Origin of the sequence: Anditalea andensis, assembly GCF_000714815.1 — a bacterium.
GTDB lineage: Bacteria > Bacteroidota > Bacteroidia > Cytophagales > Cyclobacteriaceae > Anditalea > Anditalea andensis.
This window is the reverse complement of record NZ_JMIH01000023.1, coordinates 400,943-426,125: the sequence shown is the minus strand read 5'-3', so window position 1 is coordinate 426,125 and position 25,183 is coordinate 400,943. Positions and strand designations below refer to the sequence as shown.

Below are 25,183 nucleotides of genomic sequence, written 5' to 3'. Positions count from 1 at the left end.
GTTATTTGAATTTCTTTTTAACTTTTAATTGTGTACCCATTTATCCCCAACGATTACCTTTTACAAGTTTTCGGTACCCTATCCCACAGAATATGTTTAAGTGTTAATTATATTTTGTAACATAGTTGCTTAAATCAGGAGCAGGGTTAGTTTTAAAACCTGTCATATATCAAATCATTTCTATAGATTAATTATAAAAAATGAGAAAAAATTACTTATCAGTTTTATCAGGACTGGGTATTGCTTTGCTGTTGCCCTTTACTGCACTTTCCCAGACTGACTATCCTAACCTTGCCCAGATAGGTCAGCGATTACAGTCCGTGGCCCGTGACAATGCGGCCACCCTTACTTCCCTCACCAAAACAGAAGGAGGTAAAGATATATGGGTTCTTAAAATAGGCCGCGGAGATATGGATAATAAACCGGGGGTCGCTGTAGTGGGGGGTGTGGAAGGTTATCATTTACTTAGTGTAGAACTGGCCCTCCAGTTTGCTGAAAAACTGGTAGCCGAACGTAGTGAAGCATTGGAAAATACTACTTTTTATGTGTTTCCAAATATGTCTCCAGATGCTTATGAACAGTATTTTTCAGGTCTTAAGTTTGAAAGAAGAGGGAATGCCGCTAAGGTGGACCATGACCGTGATGGCAGTATGGGAGAAGATACCTATGAAGATTTGAATAAAGATGGCCTGATTACCATGATGCGGGTGGAAAGTCCCATGGGTGATCATATCCCCTCATCTACAGATGAACGCGTGATGGTAAAAGCGAATGTCTCCAAGGGGGAAAGGGGCAGATACTTGATGTATACAGAGGGTATAGATAATGATAAAGATGGAAATTTCAACGAAGATCCTGCAGAGGGAATAGCGTTTAATAAAAACCTGACATATAAATTTCCTGCATTTGAGCCTTTGGCCGGAGACTATCCGGTTTCTCAAAAAGAGAGCAGGGCAATGGTGGATTACCTTTTTGACAGATGGAATATATTTGCATTTATAACTTTTGGACCAGCTAATAATCTCTCTTCACCACTGAAATATCATGCAGGTGATGCCAAAAAAAGGGTAGTGACTTCCATACTGGAAAAAGATATGGCCATTAATGCGATGATTTCAGAGTTATACAATGAGACCATTACTGCCAAAGCACACCAGCAGAAAGATCAGGGAACGGATGGAGATTTCTTTCAGTGGGCATATTTTCATTTTGCCCGGCTCAGCTTCAGTACTCCTGGGTGGTGGGTGCCTGAGATGAAGAATGAAGAAGGTAAAGTAATAGAGGACGCGTCAGAAAATTTTCTAGCCTATGCTCAGCAAGAAGCCATGGAAAGTGTTTTTGTTCCGTGGACTAAGGTCGATCACCCAGATTTTAAAGGACAAAATGTAGAAGTGGGCGGAATAAAACCGTTTTTGATGAATAACCCGTCATATAATAAAGTAGGACAGTTAGCGGATGAGCATACTGATTTTATTCTAAAGTTGGCAGAAATGCAGCCTAAATTGGAATTTCACAATATGATAAGTGAAAAACTTGGCAATGGCCTGACGCGTATTACGGCGGATTTGTTTAACAATTCACCCCTACCAACCCATTCTGAGATGGGGGCCCAATCCAGGTGGCTACGAAAAATACGCGTGGATATCAATAGTGAAAAGAAGGACATCATTGCTGGAGATAAAATCATGCTCATAGATAAGATGGGACCTTTTGAAAAGCAGACCATCAGCTGGATAGTGAAGGGGAGCGGTAATGTAGAAGTCAAGGCAGGGGCAGCCCATGTAGGTTTTGCCAACTTAAATGTCAGACTATAATATATAAAAATGAAATCGAGCATGAGGAAAATCTTACAGACCGGAATGATTATGACCATGCGTGATTCAATCTGGCCTTTAAAAATCAAAATATAAACAGATGAAACCTGGCATAACGATATTTTCACCCGGTGGTGTGATTATAAAAGATGTGAGATTCTATCACGCTCCTTTCGGGGCAAGTTATGAGCATTAATAAAATAATGATATAAAGATGAAACTAAAAAATTGGATATATTCAGCTGCATTGGGAGCTGCACTGGGCATGGGGACTGGCTTTGAATCACAGGCACAGGAAAAATTTTTCAGAGCTATAGGCACTCCACACGAGCCCAAAGTGGAGGTAAGCTGGAATAGATATTATACCTATGAGGGTTTGGTGGACATCATGCAGAAGATCGCAAAAGCGCATCCAGATCTCGCAAAGCTGGAAAGTATAGGTAAATCCTTTGAAGGTAGGGAGATTTATCTTTTGACGATTTCTGACATGAAAAATGGTGATGCCAGCAGAAAGCCCGCCATGTACATAGATGGCAATATCCACTCAAATGAAATCCAAGGATCGGAATTTTCGTTATATACTGCATGGTACCTTACTGAAATGCATAAAGACCTGGATTTTATAAAAGAGCTCTTGGCAGATAAGACTTTCTATATAGTCCCCACCATCAATCCCGATGCAAGGAACAACTTCATGAAAGAGCCAAATACACCCCATTCACCGAGATCGGGGATGATTGTATTGGATAATGACGGGGATGGTGAAGCAGGGGAGGATGGATTTGATGATCTCAATAATGATGGCCATATTACCATGATGATCAGAAAATCACCTACGGGAAGATATATAAAAGACCCTATGGATCCCCGCAAATTGAAAATGGTAGAAATCGATGAGAAGGGTGAATATGAAATGCTGGGCTACGAAGGGTATGACCGGGACGGTGACGGCCAGGTAAATGAAGACGGCATTGGCTACTATGACCCGAACAGGGACTGGGGCTGGAAATGGCAGCCGGACTATATACAGCGCGGAGCTTATAAATACCCCTTCAGCTTACCCGAAAACCGTGCGGTCATGGAATTTGTCATGAAGCATCCCAATATTGCAGGAGCACAGAGTTATCACAATTATGGTGGTATGATCCTACGTGGTCCAGGAGCAGAGGAAGATCTGGATACTTATAACAGAGAAGATGTAAGAATATACGATGCCATAGGTAAAAAAGGAGAAGAAATGATCCCTGGGTATAGGTATCTGGTAGTATACAAAGATCTATATTCAGTATTTGGAGGAGAGTTGGACTGGTTTTATGGAGGCAGGGGCATTTATACATATACCAATGAATTAATGACTTCTTATCTGTATTTTCATAAAAATGCGGGAAGAGGAAATCAGGATGAAGAAATGGATGTGGATAAATACCTCACATTTGGTGATGCTTTTGTAAACTGGGAGGAATATGACCATCCACAGTTCGGGACTATTGAAGTAGGAGGGTTCAAAAAGAATTTTGGCAGGGCCCATCCAGGTTTTTTACTTGAGCAGGATGCACATAGAAATATGGCTTTTACCATCTATCATGCCTATCAGACACCAAAATTAAGTGTGTCTGATGTAAAAGAAAGAGACTTAGGTGGGGGGGTAAAAGAAATCACCGCTACCATTTTTAATGAAAGGATCATGCCCACGCATTCCAGTCAGGACCTTAAATACAACATAGAAAGACCTGACTATGTGACCATCAGTGGGGCAAGCGTCATTACAGGCATGATAGTCGAGGATGAAGATTTTAATAAGGTAAAGGAGCAAAAGCATAATCCTGAAAGAATAGCTATGAAAAATATACCTGGAATGAACGCAACCAAAGTCCGATGGATAGTGACTGGCAATGGAAATTATTCTATCAAAGTGGATTCCGCCAAAGGCGGGTTGGCAGAATGGAAAAAATGATATGAAGATTAAGTGTATTAACAATAAAATCCGGTTTTGGCCGGATTTTATTGTTTTATAGCAAACATTAAAACTTAATATTTGTCTATAATAAGAAACAGGTAATAATGACAAAGGTATCTTTAGTAGTAATAAATACAATTTCCTTAATTGTAGTGCTTTTTTTGAATTATTATATATCATCAGGTGAAAGTGGGCTTCCTACTATGGGTGCATTAAGTGAAAAGTATGATTCACTTTTCACCCCTGCCGGATACGCTTTTTCTATCTGGGGATTGATCTACGTTTTTTTGCTTCTATTTATTGGCCACCAGTGGTATCTGATCATCAAGAAAAAATCGGCTGAGGAAATATCGAATGGAGGATGGTGGTTTTTCTTATCTAATCTTGCTAATGGTGCCTGGGTGGTAGTTTGGAGCCTGCAGTATATTTTGCTTTCATTTATTGTCATGCTCATTCTTTTATATTGTCTCATTCAGTTGGTACTAAAGTATAAACTAGAGATCTATGATGCTCCTTTTCGAATTATTCTCTTTATATGGTGGCCGATAGCCATATATTTTGGATGGATCATACTCGCTACCATGACCAATTTCTCAATTGTTTTAAAATATATACTGAATATGAATGCCCTACTACCTGAGATATACTGGACTATTGGCTTAATAGCCATATCTGCTGCAGTATATCTGTACTTAATATTTTCCAGAAATCTACGGGAATCCGCGCTGGTAGGTGTATGGGGTCTGGTAGCGATTACCCTTAAACAATGGGCTGGGGTAGATGAAGTTGCTTGGGCGGCTTTGATAGCGGCATTATTGATATTTATAGCAGCGGGTTATCATGGTTATAAGAATAGGAAATCTTCCCCTATATATAAGCTTCAGGATGCTTCTAAATAAAGCCTTTTAAATGCCCTATCAATTCCCTTTTGGGAATGATACCCCCTTTTCTCCATAAAATTTTACCTTTTCGGAAAAGAATATAATGCGGTATGGATCGGACAGAAAAGCTTAGTGCTGCCTGTTTGTTTTGATCCACATTTACTTTTATTACCGTAATTTTATTTCCTAGCTCAGAAACTGTCTCTTGGATTACCTTTTCCATAGTCTGACAGGGGGAGCACCAGTCTGCATAAAAATCAACCAATATCAGTTCTTCTGATTGTCTGATCAATTCTTTTATTTTTGTTTTTACCATAGGTTCAGCAGTGCATATTTAACTTATTTGTTAGGCTAAATTTAGTATTACCCATAATGTAATATCAATAAAAAATATTCAAAGTTATTACCGAATGTTGTGATAACTCAATGTAGGTATCAGAAAAAAAACAGCGGTGGACTCGTAAAAAGTCCACCGCCCATTGATGCATTATTTATCTCCTAAAAAGGGATATCGATAATCTATAGGTGGATTAAAGGTTTCCTTTATTGTTCTCGGAGACACCCACCTGAGGAGGTTGATCATCGAACCTGCTTTGTCATTGGTTCCTGAAGCACGGCTACCGCCAAAAGGCTGCTGGCCGACTACTGCTCCAGTGGGTTTGTCATTGATATAGAAATTTCCTGCAGCATTTCTGAGCTTGTAGGTAGCGAGTTCAGCAGCATACCTGTCTGTGGAGAAAACGGCGCCTGTCAGGGCATATGGGGAAGTCTGGTCTACGAGCTCTAGCGCTTCTTCAAAATGCTCGGCATTATATACGTATATAGTAAGTACGGGGCCAAATATCTCTTCACACATCGTAGTGGAGGAAGGGTCTTTTGAAAGGATAACGGTAGGTTCGATGAAATATCCTTTTGATTTATCATAGTTACCACCGGCTATGATTTCAGTCATTTCTGATTTTTTTGCCCCATCGATGTAGCCAGCTATTTTATCAAATGATTTTTCATCGATCACCGCATTGATAAAGTTGCTAAAATCTTCAGTCGGACCCATTTTCATACTCTGAAGGTCCGCCATTAAATAAGCTTTTACATCCTCCCAAAGATTGGATGGAATGTATGCTCTGGATGCTGCAGAGCATTTTTGGCCTTGGTATTCAAATGCACCTCTTGCTAGGGCTGTAGCCACCTGCTTGGCATTGGAAGACTTATGCGCTATAAGGAAATCCTTACCGCCAGTTTCACCTACTATGCGGGGATAGGATTTATATCTGGTGATATTTTCACCTATCGTTTTCCAAATAGTCTGAAATACGCCAGTGGAACCAGTAAAATGGATCCCGGCAAAATCTCTATGTTTAAAGATGACTTCGCCGGCTGCCGGGCCATCTACATATATAAGATTAATGACACCGTCAGGAAGACCTGCTTCCTTAAATACCTGCATGATAACATTGGCAGCATAGATCTGAGTATACGCAGGTTTCCAAACTACCGTATTTCCCATCATCGCAGGGGCGGCAGGGAGGTTTCCTGCTATAGCGGTAAAGTTAAACGGCGTCAGCGCAAAGATGAACCCTTCTAAAGGACGCTGCTCCAGCCTGTTCCATATACCAGGACTTGATACCGGTGGCTGTTGGGCGTATATTTCTGTCATATACTGTACATTGAACCTCAGAAAATCTATAAATTCACATGCCGCATCAATTTCTGCCTGATAGGCATTTTTAGACTGGCCGAGCATGGTGGCAGCATTGATTTTGGCTCTATATGGTCCGGCGATCAGTTCGGCGGCTTTTAGAAAGATGGCGGCTCTTTGTTCCCACTGCATCTTTTCCCACGCATCTTTGGCGCCTAGTGCGGCATTGATAGCCTGTGCGACGTGAGAGGAATCTCCTTCATGAAAATATCCTAATAGATGCTGGTGATCATGTGGAGGATTCAACGGCTTTTTATTACCTGTACGTATCTCTTCACTGCCAATATACATGGGAATGTCTATTTCCTGCGATCTGAATACTTCCAGCATACTCTGCAGTTGGGACCTTTCGGCAGATCCGGGAGCGTAGTTCAAAACCGGTTCGTTTATGGGAACGGGTACTTTAAAAAAACCTTTTAACATATCTATTTGGAGTTTATATTTTTATTCTATAATGTGATCGGCACAAAGATAAAGATAATGGACAAAATACCCTCATTTAACAATCATTCTGACCTATAAGATTGTTTTTAATTCGCTTAGGCATTTAATAGTATAGGAAGGGCACACCTCTACCCCATCCGGCATGATCACGCAGGGTTTGTTTTCGGGATTGAAGAATATCTGGTCCATGTTTACACGCTGGGCACCGAGAATATCGGATTGTAAACTGTCTCCTATCATGATACAGTTATCAGCAGTGGTGCCTAGCTGAGACATAGCGTATTCAAATATTCTTTTGTCCGGCTTTTTATATCCGATGGTTTCTGAGGTGATCACTAACCCAAAATATGGATGCAGCCCGGAAGAAGCCATTTTTAACGCTTGGCTTTCATTAAATCCATTGGTGATGATATGAAGGTTATATTTTTTCTGAAGATATGCCAGTATCTCCACGCTATAAGGGAATAGGTGTTTTTTGGATGAAGTCCTGTTCATAAAATCTTCCTCCATGTCAATGGGGACGGATAAACCATCAGCTCCCAAATGTTCGAATATTCGTTTAAATCTTTCTTTTCGAAGATTGATTTTGTCTATTTCTCCTTTGTTGTATAGACCCCACAAGCCGTAATTCACTTTTATAAAAGCATCATAGAAATGTTCGCCTGTAAGGATACCGAATTCCTCCAAAGTATAGATTTCAAATAATTCTGAGAGGGATTCCCTGACATTTTTGTCATAATCCCAAAGGGTATGATCCAAATCAAAAAAGATGTGGGTATAGTTTTTCAAACCGTTTATTTTCTAAAAGGATTATTGTTTATTTTGTTTTGGGCCAGTTCCCTGTTTGATTGGAGTATCTCATATATTTCCTGGTCTTTGATGAGGTTGATGTCTTTTTGGATAAATTTAAAAATCTGCATCATGATTTCTATGGCTTCTTCCAAAATATAATAAAATGTCCATTGATCAATTCTACGGCTTCCGACCAGCCCTGCGTTTTTCAAAAAGGCCAGGTGCCTACTGGTTTTGGTTTGTGTAAAATCAAGGATGTGTTCCAGGTCTGATATGGATAGTTCTTTATTATTGATAAGGAGGTGCAGGATCCTCACCCTAGGTTCCTCAGACAGTGCCTTAAACACTTTCATTCCGTAATTTAAACTAATATTCTTAAGGCGCATTTAAATAAAATTAACGAATATTTTTGCTTTTAAATTAAGCAAATCATTTTAAAATAGAGTAATATAGCAAACTAATTCAAAGATATCAGAGAAACCTATAGCCTGTTTTTTGAGTTGATAAATTAAACTATTATAATCTTGGAGATTAAAAACTTATATATAGCTATTTTGTTGGTGACGGCAGGCTTTTTCTTTTCTATACAGGAGGGGGTAGCACAGGATGCACCGGAAAGAAAAATCCTTCAGCTCTCTGGTATCATTCTAAATGCAGACAGTACTGATGCTATTCCAGGAGTGAATATCTATGTCCCCAGGAAGGGTAGAGGCACCACTAGTAATCAATTTGGATATTTTTCCATGCCCGTAGCAGCAGGAGACAGTGTAGTGTTTTCTTTTATTGGGCTTCAAAGGCAATCATATGTCATACCAGACCAGGCCCGTGATGATAAAGTCAGTCTGGTACTGACCATGGCTGAAGATGAATTTACCTTAGGGGAAATAGAAGTAATGCCCTATCCTACAGAAGAAGAGTTTAAAGCGGCAGTGCTAGCTATTAATTTAGATGATGAAATCACATTGGGCAGGGGGAATTTAAGTCCACAATTATTGCTCAGGTGGGCAGAGGAGATGCCGGCATCAGGGAATGAAAATTTTAGAGGATTTCAAAACCAACAGTTGATGCAGCTACAGGACCGTCATGGTCCCCGCTCTTTGCCATTACTTAATCCATTTGCATGGAGGGACTTTATCCGCAGTATCAAAAGGGGTGACCTGAGAAGGGAGGATTAAAAGCCTTGCCTTATATGATTACATTGCGGCTATTTAAGCGGTAAGTCTGTACCATACCTGCTGTTAAAGCCGGTAATGCCCTGAAGGCCTCCGGTATGAAGGCATAAGATTTTCGTTCCTTCTTGAATTTGATCTACTTTATCAAAAACACCATACATCATTTTTCCGGTATATATGGGGTCCAGGGGAATTCCTGTATTGTCATAAAAATCCCTTATAAAAGAGAGCAGTTCAGGTTTGTGTTTACCGTATCCTCCAAAATGATAATTGGTAAAAATTTCATAATCAGCTGTAGGAGATAGGTTTTCCTTAGTCAATAATCCTTCGAATTCCTTTAAAATGAATGATCCTTTTAATGAAGAGAAGCCCCATATTTTTTGACCTTCCTTTGCAGAGGTGACTATTCCTGCCAATGTACCCCCTGTCCCTATACTGCATGTGATAATGTCAGCATCAAAATCTTCGCCCTGTAAAATCTCTTTGGTGCCCTCGATGGCCAATGAATTTGTTCCGCCTTCCGGAATAAGATAAAAATCTCCATGCAGATTCTGAAGCTGGGTGATAAATTCAGGTTCAGCTTTATTTCTGTATTCCGATCTTGATACATAATGTATTTTCATACCAGAATCCTGGGCCATTTGAAGAGTTGGATTTAGGGGAAGTGTTTTTTCACCTCTGATGACACCTATTATGGACAGCCCGTCTATCTTGGCAGCAGCAGCAGCTGCATGTATGTGATTGCTGTAGGCACCACCAAATGTCAACAGCTGCTTATAACCGGCCTTTTGGGCTGATTTCATATTATACTTTAGCTTGAAAAATTTATTTCCAGAAATCAAGGGATGGATCAGGTCCAATCGTTTCACGATGAGCTGGATATTTTTTCGCTCCAGAACAGGAGCTGAAACACGGGTATAGGAGATATTTGGTTTTTCTAACAAAGCAACATAATAGTTTTATTGCGAAATTATCAAATTCTTAGCATTAGCTTGTACTTTTGCAGGATGAAAGATGAATTTCAGGAAGAAGAAATATTTGATGACGGGGATGTGGATCTTTATGAGCATTACCGCATAGCAGTTGACAAAGGACAGGCAGCTATTAGAATAGATAAATTTGTGACTGACAAAATAGCCAATGCCACCAGAAATAAAGTACAGTCAGCTATTGATGACGGTTATATCAAAGTAAATGGGGCTAATATTAAAAGCAACTATAAAATAAAGCCAGGGGATGTGATCACCGTTTTACTGGAACATCCGCCCCGAGAGTCGGAAGTAGTACCTGAAGATATTCCTTTGGAAATAATTTTTGAAGACGATTACTTACTTGTAGTTAACAAGCCGCCCGGCATGGTGGTCCATCCCGCTCATGGCAATTGGACAGGTACCCTTGTCAATGCTCTTGCTTATCATTTCAGCAAGCTGCCGGAGCTGCCAGGCAATTCTGGAAGGCCCGGACTGGTACACAGAATAGATAAAGACACTAGTGGACTACTGGTAGTGGCGAAGGCTGAAGTAGCTATGACCGGTTTGGCCAAACAGTTTTTTGACCATACCATTAAAAGAACTTATGAGGCTTTGGTTTGGGGCGAACCAGTAGAGGACAGAGGCACTGTGAATGCACATGTGGGAAGAAGCGCCAAAAACAGAAAAATCATGGATACTTTTCCGGAAGGGGACCAGGGCAAAAATGCGATCACACACTGGGAGGTAATTCAAAGGCTTCGGTATGTCTCATTGATACAGTGCAGGTTGGAGACGGGCAGAACTCATCAGATCAGGGCCCATATGAAACATTTAAACCATCCGTTATTTAATGATGCGATGTATGGAGGTGATAAGGTAAGGCGAGGGACGCAGTTTGCCAAATATAAATCATTTATAAAAAATTGTTTTGAAATCATCCCCAGGCAGGCGCTTCATGCCAAATCATTAGGGTTTGTCCATCCGGTATCGGGCGAACATTTATATTTTGAAGCCCCATGGCCCAATGATTTCCAAGAAGTTATGTCCAAATGGGTGGACTATGTACAATATGAAGATTGACCATAGATTATTAGGTGTTAATAAATTTTTATCAATATTCACGCAATAATTGAAAGGATTCTTACCTCTTTATTGAAAATTTGACAAAATAACACTCGAATGGCATTAAAGAGTTTTCAAAAAGTGTATATACACAGGATGTGTTTTTGCATATTTGCTAAGTGACTTCGATTTCCTTTGACGATTATGTAAATTTTCTTTAAATTATTTATTTTATTTTAAATTAATAGATCTATACTTTATATTTGTAATATCAAATCGAGTTAAAAAATGCTGATTTGATGTAAGAAGTCTGCAAGGGCGGTCAACTGGTGACAAAGACAGGAGGTCTTTTTAAGGTTCGAATCCTTTTCTTACAACAGGTTATTTTGGGTTTATTGTTAATTGACTAAGGCTATGAGATTTTATCTCATAGCTTTTTTACTTTTATAGTATTAAATATTTCTTATCCGTAAATATTTTTGGGAAGTTAAATTGATAAGAGAGGTGCAGATTTCTGAAGATTGTCGTAGGGTTTTTTTACCATTTATTTTTATCCTATTAGCATTATCTTGGGTCAATAAAAAAAGATTTTAATAGGTCAACTGGTTTAGCATTCTGAAGATTACTCTTATAAGTAGTGTGTGTGGGTGGCTTATATCCTATAAGTAGTTGAAAAATGGGTAATAAAGGTATATTGGCTTTGAAAAAATAATTTTTCACATGTTTTACATCTCAGAACTTATCAATTTAATTATTCGTTAAAAAGGCTCATAAAATCCTCCTATATGAATGATTATAGCTAGATATATTTTATTTTGCTGATCTTTGAAGTAGCATGACCGAAAAAAACACCAGATATAAATTAAGAGTGACTGCTCGCCAGCGAATCGTGCTTCGTTATATGGGCATATTTGTATTTGTGGTGGTATTTCTGCAGATAGCCGTATATTTTGCCTCGGATATTCTTTTAAGGGGTTATATCCAGAATAAAGTAGAACAAAATTCCGGCGGGAAGTATACCGTAGATTTTGACCGTTTTTATCTATCGCTTTTAGAAAGAGGTTTTTATGTGGAGGGTTTTGAATTGGTACCTACCGATGCTGCTCAGATAGCACAGGGAGATGTGCCTTATTATCATATTGAAATTCCGCAGTTTTCCATCAAAGGGATCAATTATCGGTTTTCAGATAAGACATTAGTTTTAGGACAGATACGGTTTAGAGAACCGATGGTGCAGTCTCGTCTGGAGGAACTTGACACCAATGAACTAAGGGAATCCCCGTTGCGCATGTTGGAGACGGAGATACGGAGATCAATAGGTGATAACATAGAAGAAATATTAGTAAAAAATCTATACATTGATGATGCAGATTTGCTTTTGAGAAACTTTATAAGTCAACAGGCAATAAAGGGGGAGCATACTCATATATATATTAAAAATATCAACCTATTTATACAAAGAGAGACCGCTAGACCATTCAATGCAGAAGGATTTGAATTTAGGATGGACAATTTTGAGCTGCTACTTGCAGACAGTATCCATACAGTCAAAGCAGGGAGTGTGCATGTATCCTCTATAGATGAGTTTATACGGGGCGAGCGGGTAAGACTCGTACCAGATGTGACGCTCCCCTCAGACACTTACTATGAAATCAACCTTGACAGGCTGGAACTTACAGATGCTGATATAGAAAAGGTCTTTTATACATCTGAGGTAGATGTGGGGTCCCTTAGGCTGGACAGTCCTACTTTTTCTGTGTTTTCGGAGCCGGAGCCAAGGCAAGATGACTCAGCTGTGGGCTATGATCTATACCCGCTTATAAGGGATATCCTGGCATCTATCCAGATAGAAAGGCTTGATATCAATGGTGGGAAATACCTTCAGAGAAGCATTAAAGATCCAAATAGAGGAAGGATAGAAGCTGAATCCATAAATTTCAGAATGGAACAGGTCTATATAGGGCCTGACTTAAACAAGAAAAGAGACCAGTTTTTTCATGCCCAGAATGCAACAGTGGATATATCCAATGTCAGGATTGCTCTAGCTGACGGAATCCACTGGGTGACCGGGCAAACAGTGTTTTTATCCTCTCTAGAGGATAAAATAGAGATTACCGGGGTGGAAATAGAGCCTATTATTACCTCTGATGATGTACCAGATATTACTTTGTTTGAGATCCAAGCTCCATCACTGGCCATAACAGAGGCCAATTTGAAAAAAATATATAACCAAAATATAGTTGATATCAAAGAAATGGTACTGGTGGAACCGTCCGTGGTACTGAGAGATGTGAGGGCAGGTGATAATGATGAGGAGCTAACCTCCAGTTCTATACAAGATTTGACACGTGATTTTCTTACCGCGATATATGTGGAGCGTCTGGAAATGAAAGAGGGTACACTGGTGTTGGACAATCACCTTCGTGCCAGACAGGATAGCCTTTCATTTGGTAAAATCAGTTTTGTATTAGAAAACTTCAGACTAGATGATAGGATAAATGAAGATCAGACATCCCGAATTTTTTTGGCGGAGGAGCTACAGCTGGAAATACAGGATTATGCCCTTAAGCTATCGGATAACCTCCACTTATTTACTGCAGATAGGATATTTGTGGATACTAAAGTGGACTATCTTCAGATAAGCAACTTTAGATTCAGACCGGCTGATCCCAATAATATACAGACTACACTGGACAGGTATGGAAAAAGTGGGGTGCTTGATATTGAAATTCCTGAATTTTATGCCAGGGGGGTAGATATACCTGCGGCATATTTTCAGGGGATGTTAAGTGTGCGTCATATAGAGGTGCCTTCGCCGGTGATTAACATTAACCAATACCGTAAAAGGAGAGAAGATGCTGCAGATGTGAAAATTGAACGAGGGGACATCTATAATTTACTTACTTCCTACTTTACCCATATTAGGGTGGATTCCCTTAGTTTAAACAGTGGTACCTTAGCTTATGAAAATTTGGGAGAGGATAAGATCAGGACATTTGCGGAAGATAATGTATCCATAAGTGTAAAAAATTTCTACCTTGATGAACATAGCAGTGACGAAGATTTTCAAACATTTTTTGCTGAGGAGCTGGACATTGGTTTGGATAATTATGTATTTAACCTAGCAGAGGGGAAATATACAATAGTGGCTGACAGGATTAGGTTCAATTCAGCAAGAGAAGAAATATTTACATCTAACGTGAGACTCAGGCCCAAAAAGAATCTTGATACTAAGGTTTCTATCAGTGCAGATATCCCTTCGATGAGTTTCACTGGGGTAGACTTGGAGTCCTTTATTTTTGACAATACATTAGCTTTGCGTAAAGTAAAGCTCAGTGGTTCAGATGTGCGGCTATCCATTAATAGGGACGAGGAAGGTACAGGTGCTGTAAATGAAAGGAAAGATAGAGGTAGGAATTTGCCCAAAACCATTGAGATAGTCAAAATAGATACTGTAGAAGCAGAGGATTCGAATATCAATGTATCATTTCAAGAGAGGGGAGTGAATAGAGATCTGATCAATTCAGGTATAAATATTACATTTTACGATTTTCTCCTAGATTCTACTATACTGGCTCAGGGGGATATAGCTGCTTTCTTTGGCAATTTAGCCTTGGAAGTGGATGACTTTTCATTGATATTACGAGATAGTATCCATAGCGTGAATTTTTCCAAAGTGGAGCTTAATTCAAAAGGTGATGAACTTGTATTCACCGATTTATCACTTGTGCCCAATAATATAAACGGGAATCCTGGGTCTCCTGTGATCAGGGCAAATATTCCAAAGGTGGCCATCAATACACAATCACTACGGGATATTCAGCAGACTGGTGAAGTGATTATAATCGATATGCTGCTACAGAATCCCGATATACAAGTTTACATCGATCAGGGAGTAAAGGATCAGCCTCCGAAGGATCCTGATAAGATAGTACAAAATATAGTTTCACGGCTACAATTAGATAGATTTAAGATTAATAATGGAGCCATAGCTATCAAGGAAAAAGGAACTGGCCGAGAAATTCAGGCATTTAGGCAGATTTCAGTTACCCTTAAGGATCTGGACCTGGATATAGCCGGAGGGGAAAGTTTTGACCGACAGTTTTTATTCAGCACTGATCATGAAGTGATTATCCCGGATTATGAATTGATCATGAAGGACAGTATGAATGTCTTAAAGATAGGAATGGCCACCCTTAAGGGCAGTGATCTGGTCTTAGAAAATGTGAAAATGACACCTCTTTATGGCAAATATCAATATACCCGAAAAGTAGGGTTTCAAACAGATGTAGCCTCTGTAAAAATCCCTCTTATGGTGTTAGAAGGATTTGATTTAGCCTTATTTATAGATGAAAAGAAATTGATAGGGCAAAAAATGCATATATCACAGCCAAGCGCTCATCTTTTCAGGGACAAAAGGTTTCCCAAAAAAGAAGATAAATATAGGCCCATGCCTCAGGAGTTGATGATGAATGCAGGAATGGATGTACTGCTTGATTCACTTATCATATATGAGGGGAATGTGTTCTACAATGAGTTTCCTGAAAAAGGAATGGTACCAGGAAATATAGCTTTTACAGGTATTAACTTGACTGTGGCTCCCTTTCAGCTCACGTCCCGGCCTGAAGACTATCTTTTTTCCTCACTGAGTTTGGCAGGATCTGGATTTATAAATGAAAAAGCACCATTGAAACTGGATGGGGAGATGTTTTTTTCAGGCAGATTTCCAATTCAACTGAATGCAGAAGTTGGAGAATTTGATATAAGTCTCATCAATCCGATTTTGGAGGCGAATGCTTTTGTATCTGTAAGAGACGGTATCATAAGAAGTGCCCGGTGGACTATAAACGCGGATGACGAGCGGGCAGTGGGGAAAATGGCCCTTCGCTACAATAACCTCAATGTAAAACTACTGGATGAGCGTACACTGGAAAAGGGAGTCGGGAGAAAAAGAATACTTACATTTGTAATCAACACATTTGCTGTGCGCAGTAACAACCCACGTAAACTTTTCAATACCATGGTCACCTCTGATATATATCTTCCTAGAGATACCAACAGATTTATCTTTAATTATTGGTGGCAGGCTACCCTTACCGGCCTCAAGGGTTCAGCAGGCTTGGGGCAGCCAAAAATACCCAAAAAAGAAGATGAAATAATCTGGGAGGATTAATCGGGAAGCCAAATAGATTGTGAATAGTTTGGATAAAGTTTTAGATTTGTAATGCCAAAAATTTGACATCACACATGTACCAGGAAAATATAGAAAGATTACATAAAGAAATAGCAGCATCCACAGCCAATAATGCAGAAGAGTTAGAAGCATATAGGATGCGCTTTATTAATAAAAAGGGAGTGGTGGGTGACCTTTTTGCGGCTATGAAGGAAGTTCCAAATGAGCAAAAGAAGGAATACGGACTACAAGTGAATGCGGTCAAACAAGCTGCAGAAGCAAAATTTCAAGAGCTGATAGAAGGGGTGAATTCCGGCACCAAGGATAATAAGAGGTTAGGTATAGACTTGACACTGCCCGCTACTACATTGCCTGTAGGCGGCATCCATCCGCTTACTGCTACACGTCAGCGAATTATTGAAATATTCGAAAGAATCGGCTTTAATCTTTCTGAGGGACCAGAGATAGAAGATGACTGGCATAATTTTACTGCACTCAATTTTCCTGAAAACCACCCTGCCAGAGAAATGCAGGATACGTTTTTTATTGAAAAAAAACCTGACATTGCTTTAAGAACACATACATCATCTGTGCAGGTTCGAGTGATGGAAAACCAAAAGCCCCCTATCCGAACCCTTTCTCCCGGTAGGGTTTTTAGAAATGAGGCGATTTCGGCCCGCGCTCACTGTATCTTTCACCAAGTCGAGGGATTGTATGTAGATAGAAACGTAGGATTTTCTGACCTTAAGCAGACCCTATATCATTTTGCTAAGGAAATGTTCGGCAAAAGTACCAAGGTAAGGTTTAGACCTTCCTACTTTCCCTTCACCGAACCCAGCGCAGAGATAGATATATCCTGCCAGCTATGTGGAGGAAAGGGCTGCAATGTCTGTAAAGGCACCGGCTGGGTAGAAATAGGTGGTTCAGGAATGGTAGATTCCAATGTTTTGGAAAACTGTGGGATAGATCCGGATGAATTTACTGGCTTTGCTTTTGGTATGGGGATAGAGCGGATCGCTATGCTGAAGTACCAGATTAAAGACCTAAGACTTTTTACTGAAAACGACATAAGATTTTTAAAACAGTTTAAGCCGCTTTTATAGGCAATTATTATTTCCTTTAAAATAAAAAAGGGGAGCCGAACAGCTCCCCTTTTAAGTTATGTTATTTCTGTCATTTCTCTTTTAATACTTCACACCTGTCATAGGCCGGATCTATATCAATGAACACCTCTTCCTTGGCTGTCAGAAACCATTTGCTCAAAAGTGTTTCTTCTTTTTGCCTTCTTGTAGCAGTTTTTAACCTTTCATAATCATCATTGAGATTTGCTCTATGCGCTGGAAAGCTTTCTTTAAAGTATAGAATCCTTACCTGATCTTCCTCTCTTTCGTTTTGATACCTCATGGGTTTAGTAATGCTTCCCACTTTCATGGTATCTATAGTGAAATATAAAATAGGGTCGTCAAGGTTACGCAGCGTCAATCTATTGGCCCCTGTCTGTTGATCACTGAAATAACCACCATTATCAGAGGTGTTTCTATCATCACTGTGGTCTTTAGCAGCTTTAGAAAAAGCAATGCTATCTGTCATGATTAAAGTACGAAGGCTGTCCAGAAAATTTTCAGCGCGGAGCATGTCATCTTCTGTAGGCTTAGGTCTGATCAGTATGTGTTTTGTATTGAAGGTATTGCCCCTTCTTTCCAATAATTGGATCATATGAATTCCAAACATCGTTTCAACAGGATCACTTATTTCACCTGGCTTGAGGGATAGGGAAGTAGCCTCATATTCAGGAGCCAATTCCCCTCTTCTAAAGAAACCCAGCTCGCCCCCCTGTGCAGCTGATCCGGGATCTTCGGAGTATTCTCTAGCCAGTGGGCTGAAATCCTTTTCTCCATTTAAGATTTGTTCCTTAAGAGAAAGCAGGAAGTTGATGGCTTTATCTTTTTCGGCTCGGCTTACATCTGGTTTTTTAACGATCTGCCCTACGCTCACTTCTTTAGAAAAAAGTGGCAGAGAGTCTTTTGGGATTCTGTTATAAAATCTCCTGACTTCTGCTGGTGAAACAGATAATTTTGAGGTGATTTTGGCCTGCATCTTATTCACAATCATTTGTTCCTTAAGGGCGGTTTCGATTTCAGCCTTCAGCTGATCCGAAGTTTTGCCATACATTTCTATGAGGGTATTCTCGTCACCACCAAACTGCGCCATGACCATGTTAAACCTCTGGTCTGCCTGAACCATTACTTCAGCAGGAGAAACTACTACTGAGTCTATATCAGCCTTGGCCACCATCATCTTATTGATCAGCAATGATTCGAAAACATCACATCTGGTAGGGGTTTCAAATCCTTGCTGCGCTTGAGAAACAGCCTCTAAATACGATTTTTGCAGATCGGATTCTAATATGATATAATTATCTACTTTTGCTATTATTTTATCTACTACCTGGCCAGTTTTAGGGGTATTTGATGCAGCCTGGGTTACAGTATCAGCAGTTTGAGCATGTACATGTCCCATTGCAAACATAAGGGCCACTGATGCTATACCTCTTTTGATGTTATTCATATATCTTAAACTCTTTATTTTCAATTGCGCTGTTATAAATTTCCTTTTGAAGCTGATCTGCAAGTGCCAACCTTCTTTTGTTCAGGATGATATTAGTGATCTCTTCCTTTACAAATTCCATGGGAGGTACCTGGTCTTCTAGCTTATAGGCTAATATCTTCAGATAATAAGTATGATCCTCGTCATCTGCTTTTATTAGTTTATTTTGTCTGAGGAGCTGGACCTTGTTGGGATGATTATATAAAGGTGTATTGATGATAATGTCGTCAAATTTAACCCATGTGGAATCTTCAAGAAAATAATTGGAAGCATGCTTAATAGCTAACTCTTCGATCCCTTGTTTATTTTCTTCCCCTGACTTCAAAATTTTGTCAATTTTCTCATTTTGGGTAGTCCCTTTTTCTATTTTTACATAATTCAGTCTTACTATTATTTCTTTTAAAATAAAATTATCCCTGTTGCTATCATAATACTGCTTAATCTCTGCATCTGATACCTTTTCATCGAGATGTTGGTCAATATATGACTTTTCAAATTCGTATACTATCAAAGCATATTTATAGTCCAGGAGTTTCCTGTTGAGCTCTGCTTCATTATAATTGCCTTCATTGCCTGCTGCTCTGATCATAAGCTGCTTTTTTATCCATGACTGGATATACCTTTCAGCCAAATCGGCACTGTCTGGAGGAGTAGTGCTATTGGCGGTGATAGCGACGAGCTCAGATTCATATAACTTTTGTTCACCCAGCTCAGCGACCACGGTGTCTTCCTGATCATCCTCTTTTTTAAATCTGAAAGAATCACAAGATACCCAAAACAAGGTAAGGGCTAGAAATACGAAACTTTTATTCTTTGACAATTTCAAATATTCTTTCTTTTTCATCCTCGTTAATTTGGATGACGTATTTTTCTCGCAATTCGGCTATCATTTTTTTATCCAGATACTCCTGATAATCCTGGATTACTTTTCCGGTAGTCTCTGAAAGCCTTCTGGGACCAGCAGGAAGTACATTTCCCAAAATCAAGAAATGGGTTCTACCTCCATTCTTTATTTCATGGTTTTTTTTCTGAACATCAACCTTACTTAACAAAGGATGCTTTTCATATTCATAAGTTCCATCCTGAACGGTAAACAGAGATGGATAGTCATTTAGAAACTGATCTTCCAATCTGGGTTTTAACCGGACATTGTAATCCTTATCTGAAAGAAATCTCCTTATTTTTTCCAACTGCTCTTCTTTATTCATCTCTATGATGACAGCAGGAATTCTTTCCTTCCACTGATATTGATCGATATGTGATTCATAAAATTCTCTTTGGCCCAAGGTATCTTCCAAAGCTTTTTGCCAAACCTGTTCATTCATAAGACTGAACAGCAGTATACCATCCCTATATTCCTGAATCAGTTGTCGATATTCACGGTTATTGGTCATTAAGTCATCCTCTTCTACCTGTTCTAATATCTTTTCTACAAATTTAGAATACCAAGGGTTAAAGAACTCATTAGGTCCGGTCCTGACGATGGCCTGATCGGCTTCTATAAACCTTATAAAGTCGCTAACGCGCTGTGATTTACTTTCTGTAGAAATTATTAAAGTGTCAAGCAGCCCCTGATCATCCAGTTGACGCTTCACAGATTCCAAGCTTATGGCCAAGGATTGGTCAATAATTGGTTTTATAGCAGCTACCAATTCAGCATTTTCTTTAAATGCGTATTTTTGTTTTTGCATCGCTACCACTTGGGACTGTATGAGGGAAGACCTGCTGTCTCTTAAAATCCTTGATTTGAGCGTAGGTTCCAATTCTTCGAAGGAGGCCAGGGGTTTGGTATCTTCCAGTCTGATGATGTGGTAGCCATATGGTGTTTTTACAGGGGAGGATATTTCACCGACCTCATTAAGTGCAAAGGCAGCTTTTTCAAATTCAGGTATAATAGCTCCTACTCCAAACCATGGAAGCTTCCCACCTGTACCTTTGGTATTTTGATCATCAGAATAAATTTTTGCTACCTCTTCCCAGGAATTTTCGTTTTTTTGAAGTTCGGTATAGATGTCCGTAATTTTTCTTTTCGCCCTATCTTCTGCGACAGGATCTGCGGGGTTTAATCGGATCAGTATATGGGAGACTTTAATTTCACCCTTATTAAGTTTTCGGTCTTCCAGTTTGATGATATGATAACCAAATGAGGTGAGTACTGGGTCAGATATGCTACCAACACTAAGTTCATATGCAGCATCTTCAAATGGGTGAACCATCTGCAGGGCAGAGAAGTATCCAAGATCTCCACGGTTTTGTTTTGCGGAGGGATCGTCAGAATGCTCATAGGCAAGGTCATTAAAATCGGCTCCTTCCTCAGCTTCTTTTTTAATCTTTAAAGCCATATTATATACAGCTATAGAATCTTCCACACTGGCATTATTAGGGAATTGTAGAAGTATATGGCTTGCTTTGAGAATTTCTTTGGAACGATAATAAGCCTTTTGTAGCTCACCTTCCTGTAGGGAATTTTTGATGAGAAAAGGCTTTTTAAGGTCTTCTTTAAAAATGGTAAATTCTTTGTCAAATTCTTCTGACTCTGCCATGCCCATAGCCTCAGCCTCTTTTACCTTAAGCCGATAATTTATAAAAAGGTCCAGGTTTTTATCAAAAGTAGCCCTTGAGGATTTTTCTTCACCAGACTGCAGCTGTTGGCTTTTTTCCAAAATGTATAAAAATTCATCTGCATATATCCTTTCATTTCCTATGGAGACCAATGGGACAGCTGAAGTCACATCCGGGGTGTCTGTACCTACTTTAGCCGAGGGTGCACAAGCTAACATGCCTCCAAGGATAAGGAAATGGAAATACTTAATTTTCATATGATATGGCTTGCCGAAAATGATAGTGCAATGTTACAAATTAAATAGAATAAAAATAGGGTTCGGAAGGGATATATCGCAATAATTAACAATTATTTGGAATTTATAAGCTTGATTAATCTACAGGTATTTTGATTGCCGGTGGATTCAAATTCTATATTGTCCATGATTTTCCTCACTAATATTATACCCAATCCTCCTTTGCGTCTTTCTTTTTTGACTGCATTAAGTTCAGGCTGTTTATATTCCAATATATTGAATCCTTCACCGTGGTCCTTTATCTCAAACACCAATTGATCTCCCGATTCGGTTACTTCTAAAGCTATCTGATCAGAAGGATTACAATCATGAGAATGAATGATAAGGTTAGCGCATACTTCATCTACTGCCAGGATCACTTGGTTTTTGGTAATTTCAGAAAGGGTGGTTTTTGAAAGTACTTTATTTAAGAAAGCTCTAAGGTCCACCAATCTGCTTTTTTCACAGTTTAATTTAATTTTATGCCTCATAAAGTTCTTGAAGTGCTTCTTCTTTATTCGTTTTAATGGTTATCAGTTGGTCCAACCCTAGAATATGAAAAACGTTAAAAACTTTTGAGTTTAATCCTATTATGACAAACTGTATTTCATTGGTTTCAAATTCCTCCAGATAGGACATAAAAACACCCAGTCCGGCAGACGATATGTATTCTAGGGCGCTGCCATCCATGATGATTTTTTTCTTGGGCTGGATAAGCCCCTGAATGGCATTATCCAGGTCTACAGAATTGCTTGCATCCACTTCGCCTGTCAATACTAATATGACATGTCCATTTTCCTCTCTTATATCAATCTGCAACATAGTTTGTTATACGCTATTGAACTGTAATGGTTTATTTTAAAAATTTTATTACCAGAATAGAGTAATCATCATCGGGCATTGTGGTCTGCCCAATAAATTCATACACACTACTGATGATTTTGTTTACTATTTCATTTGGGCATAAATCAGGGTTCGTTTGTAAAACATTTAGCAGATTTTCATATCCAAATTCTTTGTTTTCTCGGTTTTTAGCTTCCACTATACCATCAGTGTACATGACCATGATATCTCCGGCGCTATATTCCAAGTAGTTTTCATTTACGAATTTTTCGTACTGACTGTTGCGTAATATTCCTAAACCAAGTCCTTCTGTCTTTAAATATCTGGAGGTGTTGGTTTTAGCACAATGATATAAAGTGGGACAGTGGCCGGCTCTACTGAACTTAATGCTTCTGGCAGAAGTGTCTAATAAGTAGTAAGTAGTAGTGATGAAATGGTTTTTTTCCAGGCAGTTGCTCAATGCACCGTTTGCTTTGGTCAAAAATTCTGATGGAGACAATTCAAGTTGGACCAGACTATGGAACACGCCTTTCATCTGTGCCATGTTAAAGGCAGCGGAAGTACCTTTGCCGGATACATCTCCTATAATGATGGCAAATTGGTCTGCTGTATACTGATAGGTTTCGTAATAATCACCCCCCACCTCATCAGCGGCTTCAGATATCCCCGCTATTTCAAAATGATCATTACTATGCAGATGGGCAGGCAATAAGCTTCTCTGAACCCTTTGGGCTATTTTTAGTTCTTCTTTGTACCGCTCGTTTTTTATAGCCTCATTGAGCAGCTTGTGGTTTTCCACAGAAATGCTGGCCTGTCCCACGAATGTGGCTATTATATTGATCATTTCTTTATTGAAGCCATCTTTAACTTCTTTTACCAGATAGATATAGCCTAATACGGTTTTATTGATTTTTATGGGGACAATGAGAGCAGATTTATAATTGATGTGATTGATCTTCCCTGAAATGTATTCAAAAGATTTCCCGTTATTTCTATCTAAAAAATCTTTAAATGGTCTGTTTTCTTTCAGGAATTGTTCTAATTCTATTCTTTCTTCATCTTGGATAAAGCGCTGATGAATGATGTGGGGCGCATCAGTTTCCGGATGTAATTCGAGCCATGCAGCGTCTACATATGCCGCGCTCATGCAGCTGTCCATAAGAATGTCCAGTACCTGACTCTCGCTCTGACCTGGCTGAATAGACTGGCTTAACCGCTGAAAATTTATTGCTTCAGTGAGTTTTTGTTCAAAGACTGAGGAGGTGGGTAGGTTGAACAAAGTTACCAGAAAGCTGAATAGCGCATATATAAATACAAACCCAAATAGCCCCAATATGAAAATGTTATCGGTAAGTTCTATGGGCAATCTATTGTGCTCACTGTATCTTACTATGATAAAGAAAAGATAGCCTGTGGACAGAATGATGATGGAAAGGTAAAGTATGGATTTCCATTTTTCTTTGAAAGTAAGATAGGGTATCCACTTTAGATTGACAGATAGAATGATTCCAAAGATTAATATAAGAAATAGACCGAAAAGAAAACTATAATTAAAAGAATCCTGATTGAAGAACACGAAAAACATGCTGATCAGCAATATAACTTCAAAGGCCTGCCACTGCTGGACTACATTTTTATCTTTTTGATATAATATGAGGTACCTCCAGATCAAAGAAATGGAAATCAAAAAAACTGTAGTAAAGCCAAAATTCAGATGGTAGAAGAAATTTCTCAGCAGTGGATCATCAGAGAGTCTGCTGTTACCCAGCAGGTAGTAAAAAAATTCAGTGATCAATGCTATGCCTACAGCAAAAAGCCCTGTGGATGTCCCTTTCCATATATTATTTAAAAAACCAGGATCGCCATTTCTATTGATATGGTGGTTATAAAACAGGTACACCATGATAAAAAATATGATCTGAAGGATCCATGTGAATTCTTCCGAAACACCAGCATCCATTTGATTCATCGCGCCAAATAGTCGGGTAAGGTTTACAAATAGCAAGGATAACCAAGTTAAAATGGCTACCAATAATGTAATCTTGCCGATATTTAAGTGAAATATTTTAAACATATAAGATAACTAGCACAATAATACGTAATCTAGCTGAATTTTTGCTTGAATGATTTTCCTTTTTTACAACATTAAAAAACGAGTATCCAAATGAAGAAATCGCTAATTTATTTTCCAGTTTATATACTTATAGCCGGACTTGCAGCCTGTACAGGTGCAGATATAGGAGGTATATTACGTGGAGCAGGAGAGGCCACCCTATCTGATCGAGATGTATCAAACGGCTTGAAGGAAGCTTTGGTACAGGGGATTTCTACCGGCTCTGAAAAGGCCTCAGCCGAAGATGGTTTTTTTAGAAATGAACGCATAAGAATCCCTTTGCCGGAAGATTTGAGAAGGGTGGAGTCTACTATGAGACAGCTGGGATTGGGAAATGAAGTGGATAGAGTCATCCTGACCATAAACAGAGGTGCTGAAAATGCAGCCCGGGAAGCACTGCCCATATTTGTCTCAGCTATACGTCAGCTGACTGTAGATGATGCGTGGTCTATCCTGAGAGGTGACCAGGATGCGGCCACCACATATCTGAGGAGAACTACCAGTGATCAGTTGACAGCCTTATTTATGCCTAGGGTACAGGAATCCTTGGAAAAGGTAGGCGCTACCAGATACTATTCTGATCTGGTAAGAGCGTATAATGCACTGCCTACTACCAGCCGTAAGGTTGATCCGGATTTAAATCAGTATGTAACAGATAGGGCTATAGATGGCCTGTTTACATTGGTCGCGGAGGAAGAGAGGAATATTAGGGAAAATCCTCTTCAGAGAACCTCAGCTTTGATGAGAAGGGTCTTTGCCGTACAGGATAATAGGTAAGGTTTATCGATTACTTTAGTAATACAGTTGGATCTATATTT

19 protein-coding genes are annotated in these 25,183 nt (G+C 39.3%); 8 read left to right on the top strand and 11 right to left on the bottom strand.

Annotated features, from left to right (window positions below; genetic code table 11):
- Positions 1-200 precede the first annotated feature (200 nt).
- The 3 genes from EL17_RS16395 to EL17_RS16385 all read left to right on the top strand — a co-directional run bounded on the left by EL17_RS16395 (position 201) and on the right by EL17_RS16385 (position 4,670).
- The gene (locus EL17_RS16395) at positions 201-1,814 is read left to right on the top strand and encodes a M14 family metallopeptidase (protein WP_035076424.1); all 1,614 of its coding nucleotides are present in this window, start codon (positions 201-203) and stop codon (positions 1,812-1,814) included.
- A 214-nt stretch (positions 1,815-2,028) separates the two neighbouring features.
- Positions 2,029-3,768 (top strand): M14 family metallopeptidase, encoded by a 1,740-nt coding sequence (locus tag EL17_RS16390; RefSeq protein ID WP_035076422.1) that lies wholly within the window; start codon positions 2,029-2,031, stop codon positions 3,766-3,768.
- Positions 3,769-3,932: 164 nt separating this feature from the next.
- On the top strand, positions 3,933-4,670 hold the full coding sequence (locus EL17_RS16385; RefSeq protein ID WP_205623569.1) for a TspO/MBR family protein: 738 nt from the start codon (positions 3,933-3,935) through the stop codon (positions 4,668-4,670).
- Here the strand turns inward: EL17_RS16385 and EL17_RS16380 are convergent.
- The 4 genes from EL17_RS16380 to EL17_RS16365 form a co-directional block, all read right to left on the bottom strand.
- Positions 4,663-4,968, bottom strand: a complete 306-nt coding sequence (locus tag EL17_RS16380; RefSeq protein ID WP_035076418.1) for a thioredoxin family protein — start codon at positions 4,966-4,968, stop codon at positions 4,663-4,665. The two genes, EL17_RS16385 and EL17_RS16380, sit on opposite strands and share 8 nt — an antisense overlap.
- 171 nt (positions 4,969-5,139) lie before the next feature.
- Positions 5,140-6,774: an L-glutamate gamma-semialdehyde dehydrogenase gene (gene pruA, locus EL17_RS16375; RefSeq protein ID WP_035076416.1), complete on the bottom strand. Its 1,635-nt coding sequence runs from the start codon at positions 6,772-6,774 to the stop codon at positions 5,140-5,142.
- Between the two features lie 93 nt (positions 6,775-6,867).
- Positions 6,868-7,584 carry a YjjG family noncanonical pyrimidine nucleotidase gene (locus EL17_RS16370; RefSeq protein WP_035076414.1) on the bottom strand — a complete coding sequence of 239 codons (717 nt, stop codon included), beginning with the start codon at positions 7,582-7,584 and terminating at the stop codon, positions 6,868-6,870.
- A gap of 5 nt (positions 7,585-7,589) precedes the next feature.
- On the bottom strand, positions 7,590-7,973 hold the full coding sequence (locus EL17_RS16365; RefSeq protein ID WP_035076412.1) for an ArsR/SmtB family transcription factor: 384 nt from the start codon (positions 7,971-7,973) through the stop codon (positions 7,590-7,592).
- Positions 7,974-8,147: 174 nt separating this feature from the next.
- Between EL17_RS16365 and EL17_RS16360 the strand changes: the two genes are divergently transcribed.
- Positions 8,148-8,762, top strand: coding sequence for a carboxypeptidase-like regulatory domain-containing protein (locus EL17_RS16360; RefSeq protein ID WP_394332172.1), 615 nt, complete (start codon positions 8,148-8,150; stop codon positions 8,760-8,762).
- A gap of 29 nt (positions 8,763-8,791) precedes the next feature.
- Here EL17_RS16360 and EL17_RS16355 read toward each other — a convergent pair whose 3' ends face one another.
- On the bottom strand, positions 8,792-9,703 hold the full coding sequence (locus tag EL17_RS16355; RefSeq protein WP_035076410.1) for a 1-aminocyclopropane-1-carboxylate deaminase/D-cysteine desulfhydrase: 912 nt from the start codon (positions 9,701-9,703) through the stop codon (positions 8,792-8,794).
- A 63-nt stretch (positions 9,704-9,766) separates the two neighbouring features.
- On the opposite strand from EL17_RS16355, the gene EL17_RS16350 reads away from it, so the two are divergent.
- The 3 genes from EL17_RS16350 to pheS all read left to right on the top strand — a co-directional run bounded on the left by EL17_RS16350 (position 9,767) and on the right by pheS (position 17,068).
- Complete coding sequence (locus EL17_RS16350; protein WP_035076408.1) at positions 9,767-10,810, top strand: RluA family pseudouridine synthase; 1,044 nt, start codon at positions 9,767-9,769, stop codon at positions 10,808-10,810.
- Between the two features lie 817 nt (positions 10,811-11,627).
- Positions 11,628-15,965 (top strand): hypothetical protein, encoded by a 4,338-nt coding sequence (locus EL17_RS16345; RefSeq protein WP_035076406.1) that lies wholly within the window; start codon positions 11,628-11,630, stop codon positions 15,963-15,965.
- Positions 15,966-16,039: 74 nt separating this feature from the next.
- Positions 16,040-17,068, top strand: coding sequence for a phenylalanine--tRNA ligase subunit alpha (gene pheS / locus EL17_RS16340; protein WP_035076404.1), 1,029 nt, complete (start codon positions 16,040-16,042; stop codon positions 17,066-17,068).
- 70 nt (positions 17,069-17,138) lie between these two features.
- Here pheS and EL17_RS16335 read toward each other — a convergent pair whose 3' ends face one another.
- The 6 genes from EL17_RS16335 to EL17_RS16310 form a co-directional block, all read right to left on the bottom strand.
- Positions 17,139-18,533, bottom strand: a complete 1,395-nt coding sequence (locus EL17_RS16335) for a peptidylprolyl isomerase (RefSeq protein ID WP_035076402.1) — start codon at positions 18,531-18,533, stop codon at positions 17,139-17,141.
- Positions 18,526-19,416: a hypothetical protein gene (locus EL17_RS16330; protein WP_035076399.1), complete on the bottom strand. Its 891-nt coding sequence runs from the start codon at positions 19,414-19,416 to the stop codon at positions 18,526-18,528. Before EL17_RS16330 ends, EL17_RS16335 begins: the two co-directional genes overlap by 8 nt.
- Positions 19,379-21,391 (bottom strand): foldase protein PrsA, encoded by a 2,013-nt coding sequence (locus EL17_RS16325; RefSeq protein ID WP_035076397.1) that lies wholly within the window; start codon positions 21,389-21,391, stop codon positions 19,379-19,381. Before EL17_RS16325 ends, EL17_RS16330 begins: the two co-directional genes overlap by 38 nt.
- Positions 21,392-21,483: 92 nt before the next feature.
- Positions 21,484-21,900: an ATP-binding protein gene (locus tag EL17_RS16320; RefSeq protein WP_035076394.1), complete on the bottom strand. Its 417-nt coding sequence runs from the start codon at positions 21,898-21,900 to the stop codon at positions 21,484-21,486.
- Positions 21,890-22,231 (bottom strand): STAS domain-containing protein, encoded by a 342-nt coding sequence (locus tag EL17_RS16315; RefSeq protein ID WP_035076391.1) that lies wholly within the window; start codon positions 22,229-22,231, stop codon positions 21,890-21,892. Before EL17_RS16315 ends, EL17_RS16320 begins: the two co-directional genes overlap by 11 nt.
- Before the next feature lie 31 nt (positions 22,232-22,262).
- Positions 22,263-24,326 (bottom strand): GAF domain-containing SpoIIE family protein phosphatase, encoded by a 2,064-nt coding sequence (locus tag EL17_RS16310; RefSeq protein ID WP_035076389.1) that lies wholly within the window; start codon positions 24,324-24,326, stop codon positions 22,263-22,265.
- Positions 24,327-24,416: 90 nt separating this feature from the next.
- Here EL17_RS16310 and EL17_RS16305 point away from each other — a divergent pair, with 90 nt between their 5' ends.
- A complete protein-coding gene (locus tag EL17_RS16305) occupies positions 24,417-25,142 on the top strand; it encodes a DUF4197 domain-containing protein (RefSeq protein WP_035076386.1) in 726 nt (241 codons plus the stop codon).
- Positions 25,143-25,183: the final 41 nt, after the last annotated feature.

Coding starts and splice junctions, on each gene's coding strand:
- EL17_RS16395 (WP_035076424.1), top strand. CDS start 201: ATGAGAAAAAATTACTTATCAGTTTTATCAGGACTGGGTATTGCTTTG.
- EL17_RS16390 (WP_035076422.1), top strand. CDS start 2,029: ATGAAACTAAAAAATTGGATATATTCAGCTGCATTGGGAGCTGCACTG.
- EL17_RS16380 (WP_035076418.1), bottom strand. CDS start 4,968: ATGGTAAAAACAAAAATAAAAGAATTGATCAGACAATCAGAAGAACTG.
- pruA (WP_035076416.1), bottom strand. CDS start 6,774: ATGTTAAAAGGTTTTTTTAAAGTACCCGTTCCCATAAACGAACCGGTT.
- EL17_RS16365 (WP_035076412.1), bottom strand. CDS start 7,973: ATGCGCCTTAAGAATATTAGTTTAAATTACGGAATGAAAGTGTTTAAG.
- EL17_RS16350 (WP_035076408.1), top strand. CDS start 9,767: ATGAAAGATGAATTTCAGGAAGAAGAAATATTTGATGACGGGGATGTG.
- EL17_RS16345 (WP_035076406.1), top strand. CDS start 11,628: ATGACCGAAAAAAACACCAGATATAAATTAAGAGTGACTGCTCGCCAG.
- pheS (WP_035076404.1), top strand. CDS start 16,040: ATGTACCAGGAAAATATAGAAAGATTACATAAAGAAATAGCAGCATCC.
- EL17_RS16335 (WP_035076402.1), bottom strand. CDS start 18,533: ATGAATAACATCAAAAGAGGTATAGCATCAGTGGCCCTTATGTTTGCA.
- EL17_RS16330 (WP_035076399.1), bottom strand. CDS start 19,416: ATGAAAAAGAAAGAATATTTGAAATTGTCAAAGAATAAAAGTTTCGTA.
- EL17_RS16325 (WP_035076397.1), bottom strand. CDS start 21,391: ATGAAAATTAAGTATTTCCATTTCCTTATCCTTGGAGGCATGTTAGCT.
- EL17_RS16320 (WP_035076394.1), bottom strand. CDS start 21,900: ATGAGGCATAAAATTAAATTAAACTGTGAAAAAAGCAGATTGGTGGAC.
- EL17_RS16315 (WP_035076391.1), bottom strand. CDS start 22,231: ATGTTGCAGATTGATATAAGAGAGGAAAATGGACATGTCATATTAGTA.
- EL17_RS16310 (WP_035076389.1), bottom strand. CDS start 24,326: ATGTTTAAAATATTTCACTTAAATATCGGCAAGATTACATTATTGGTA.
- EL17_RS16305 (WP_035076386.1), top strand. CDS start 24,417: ATGAAGAAATCGCTAATTTATTTTCCAGTTTATATACTTATAGCCGGA.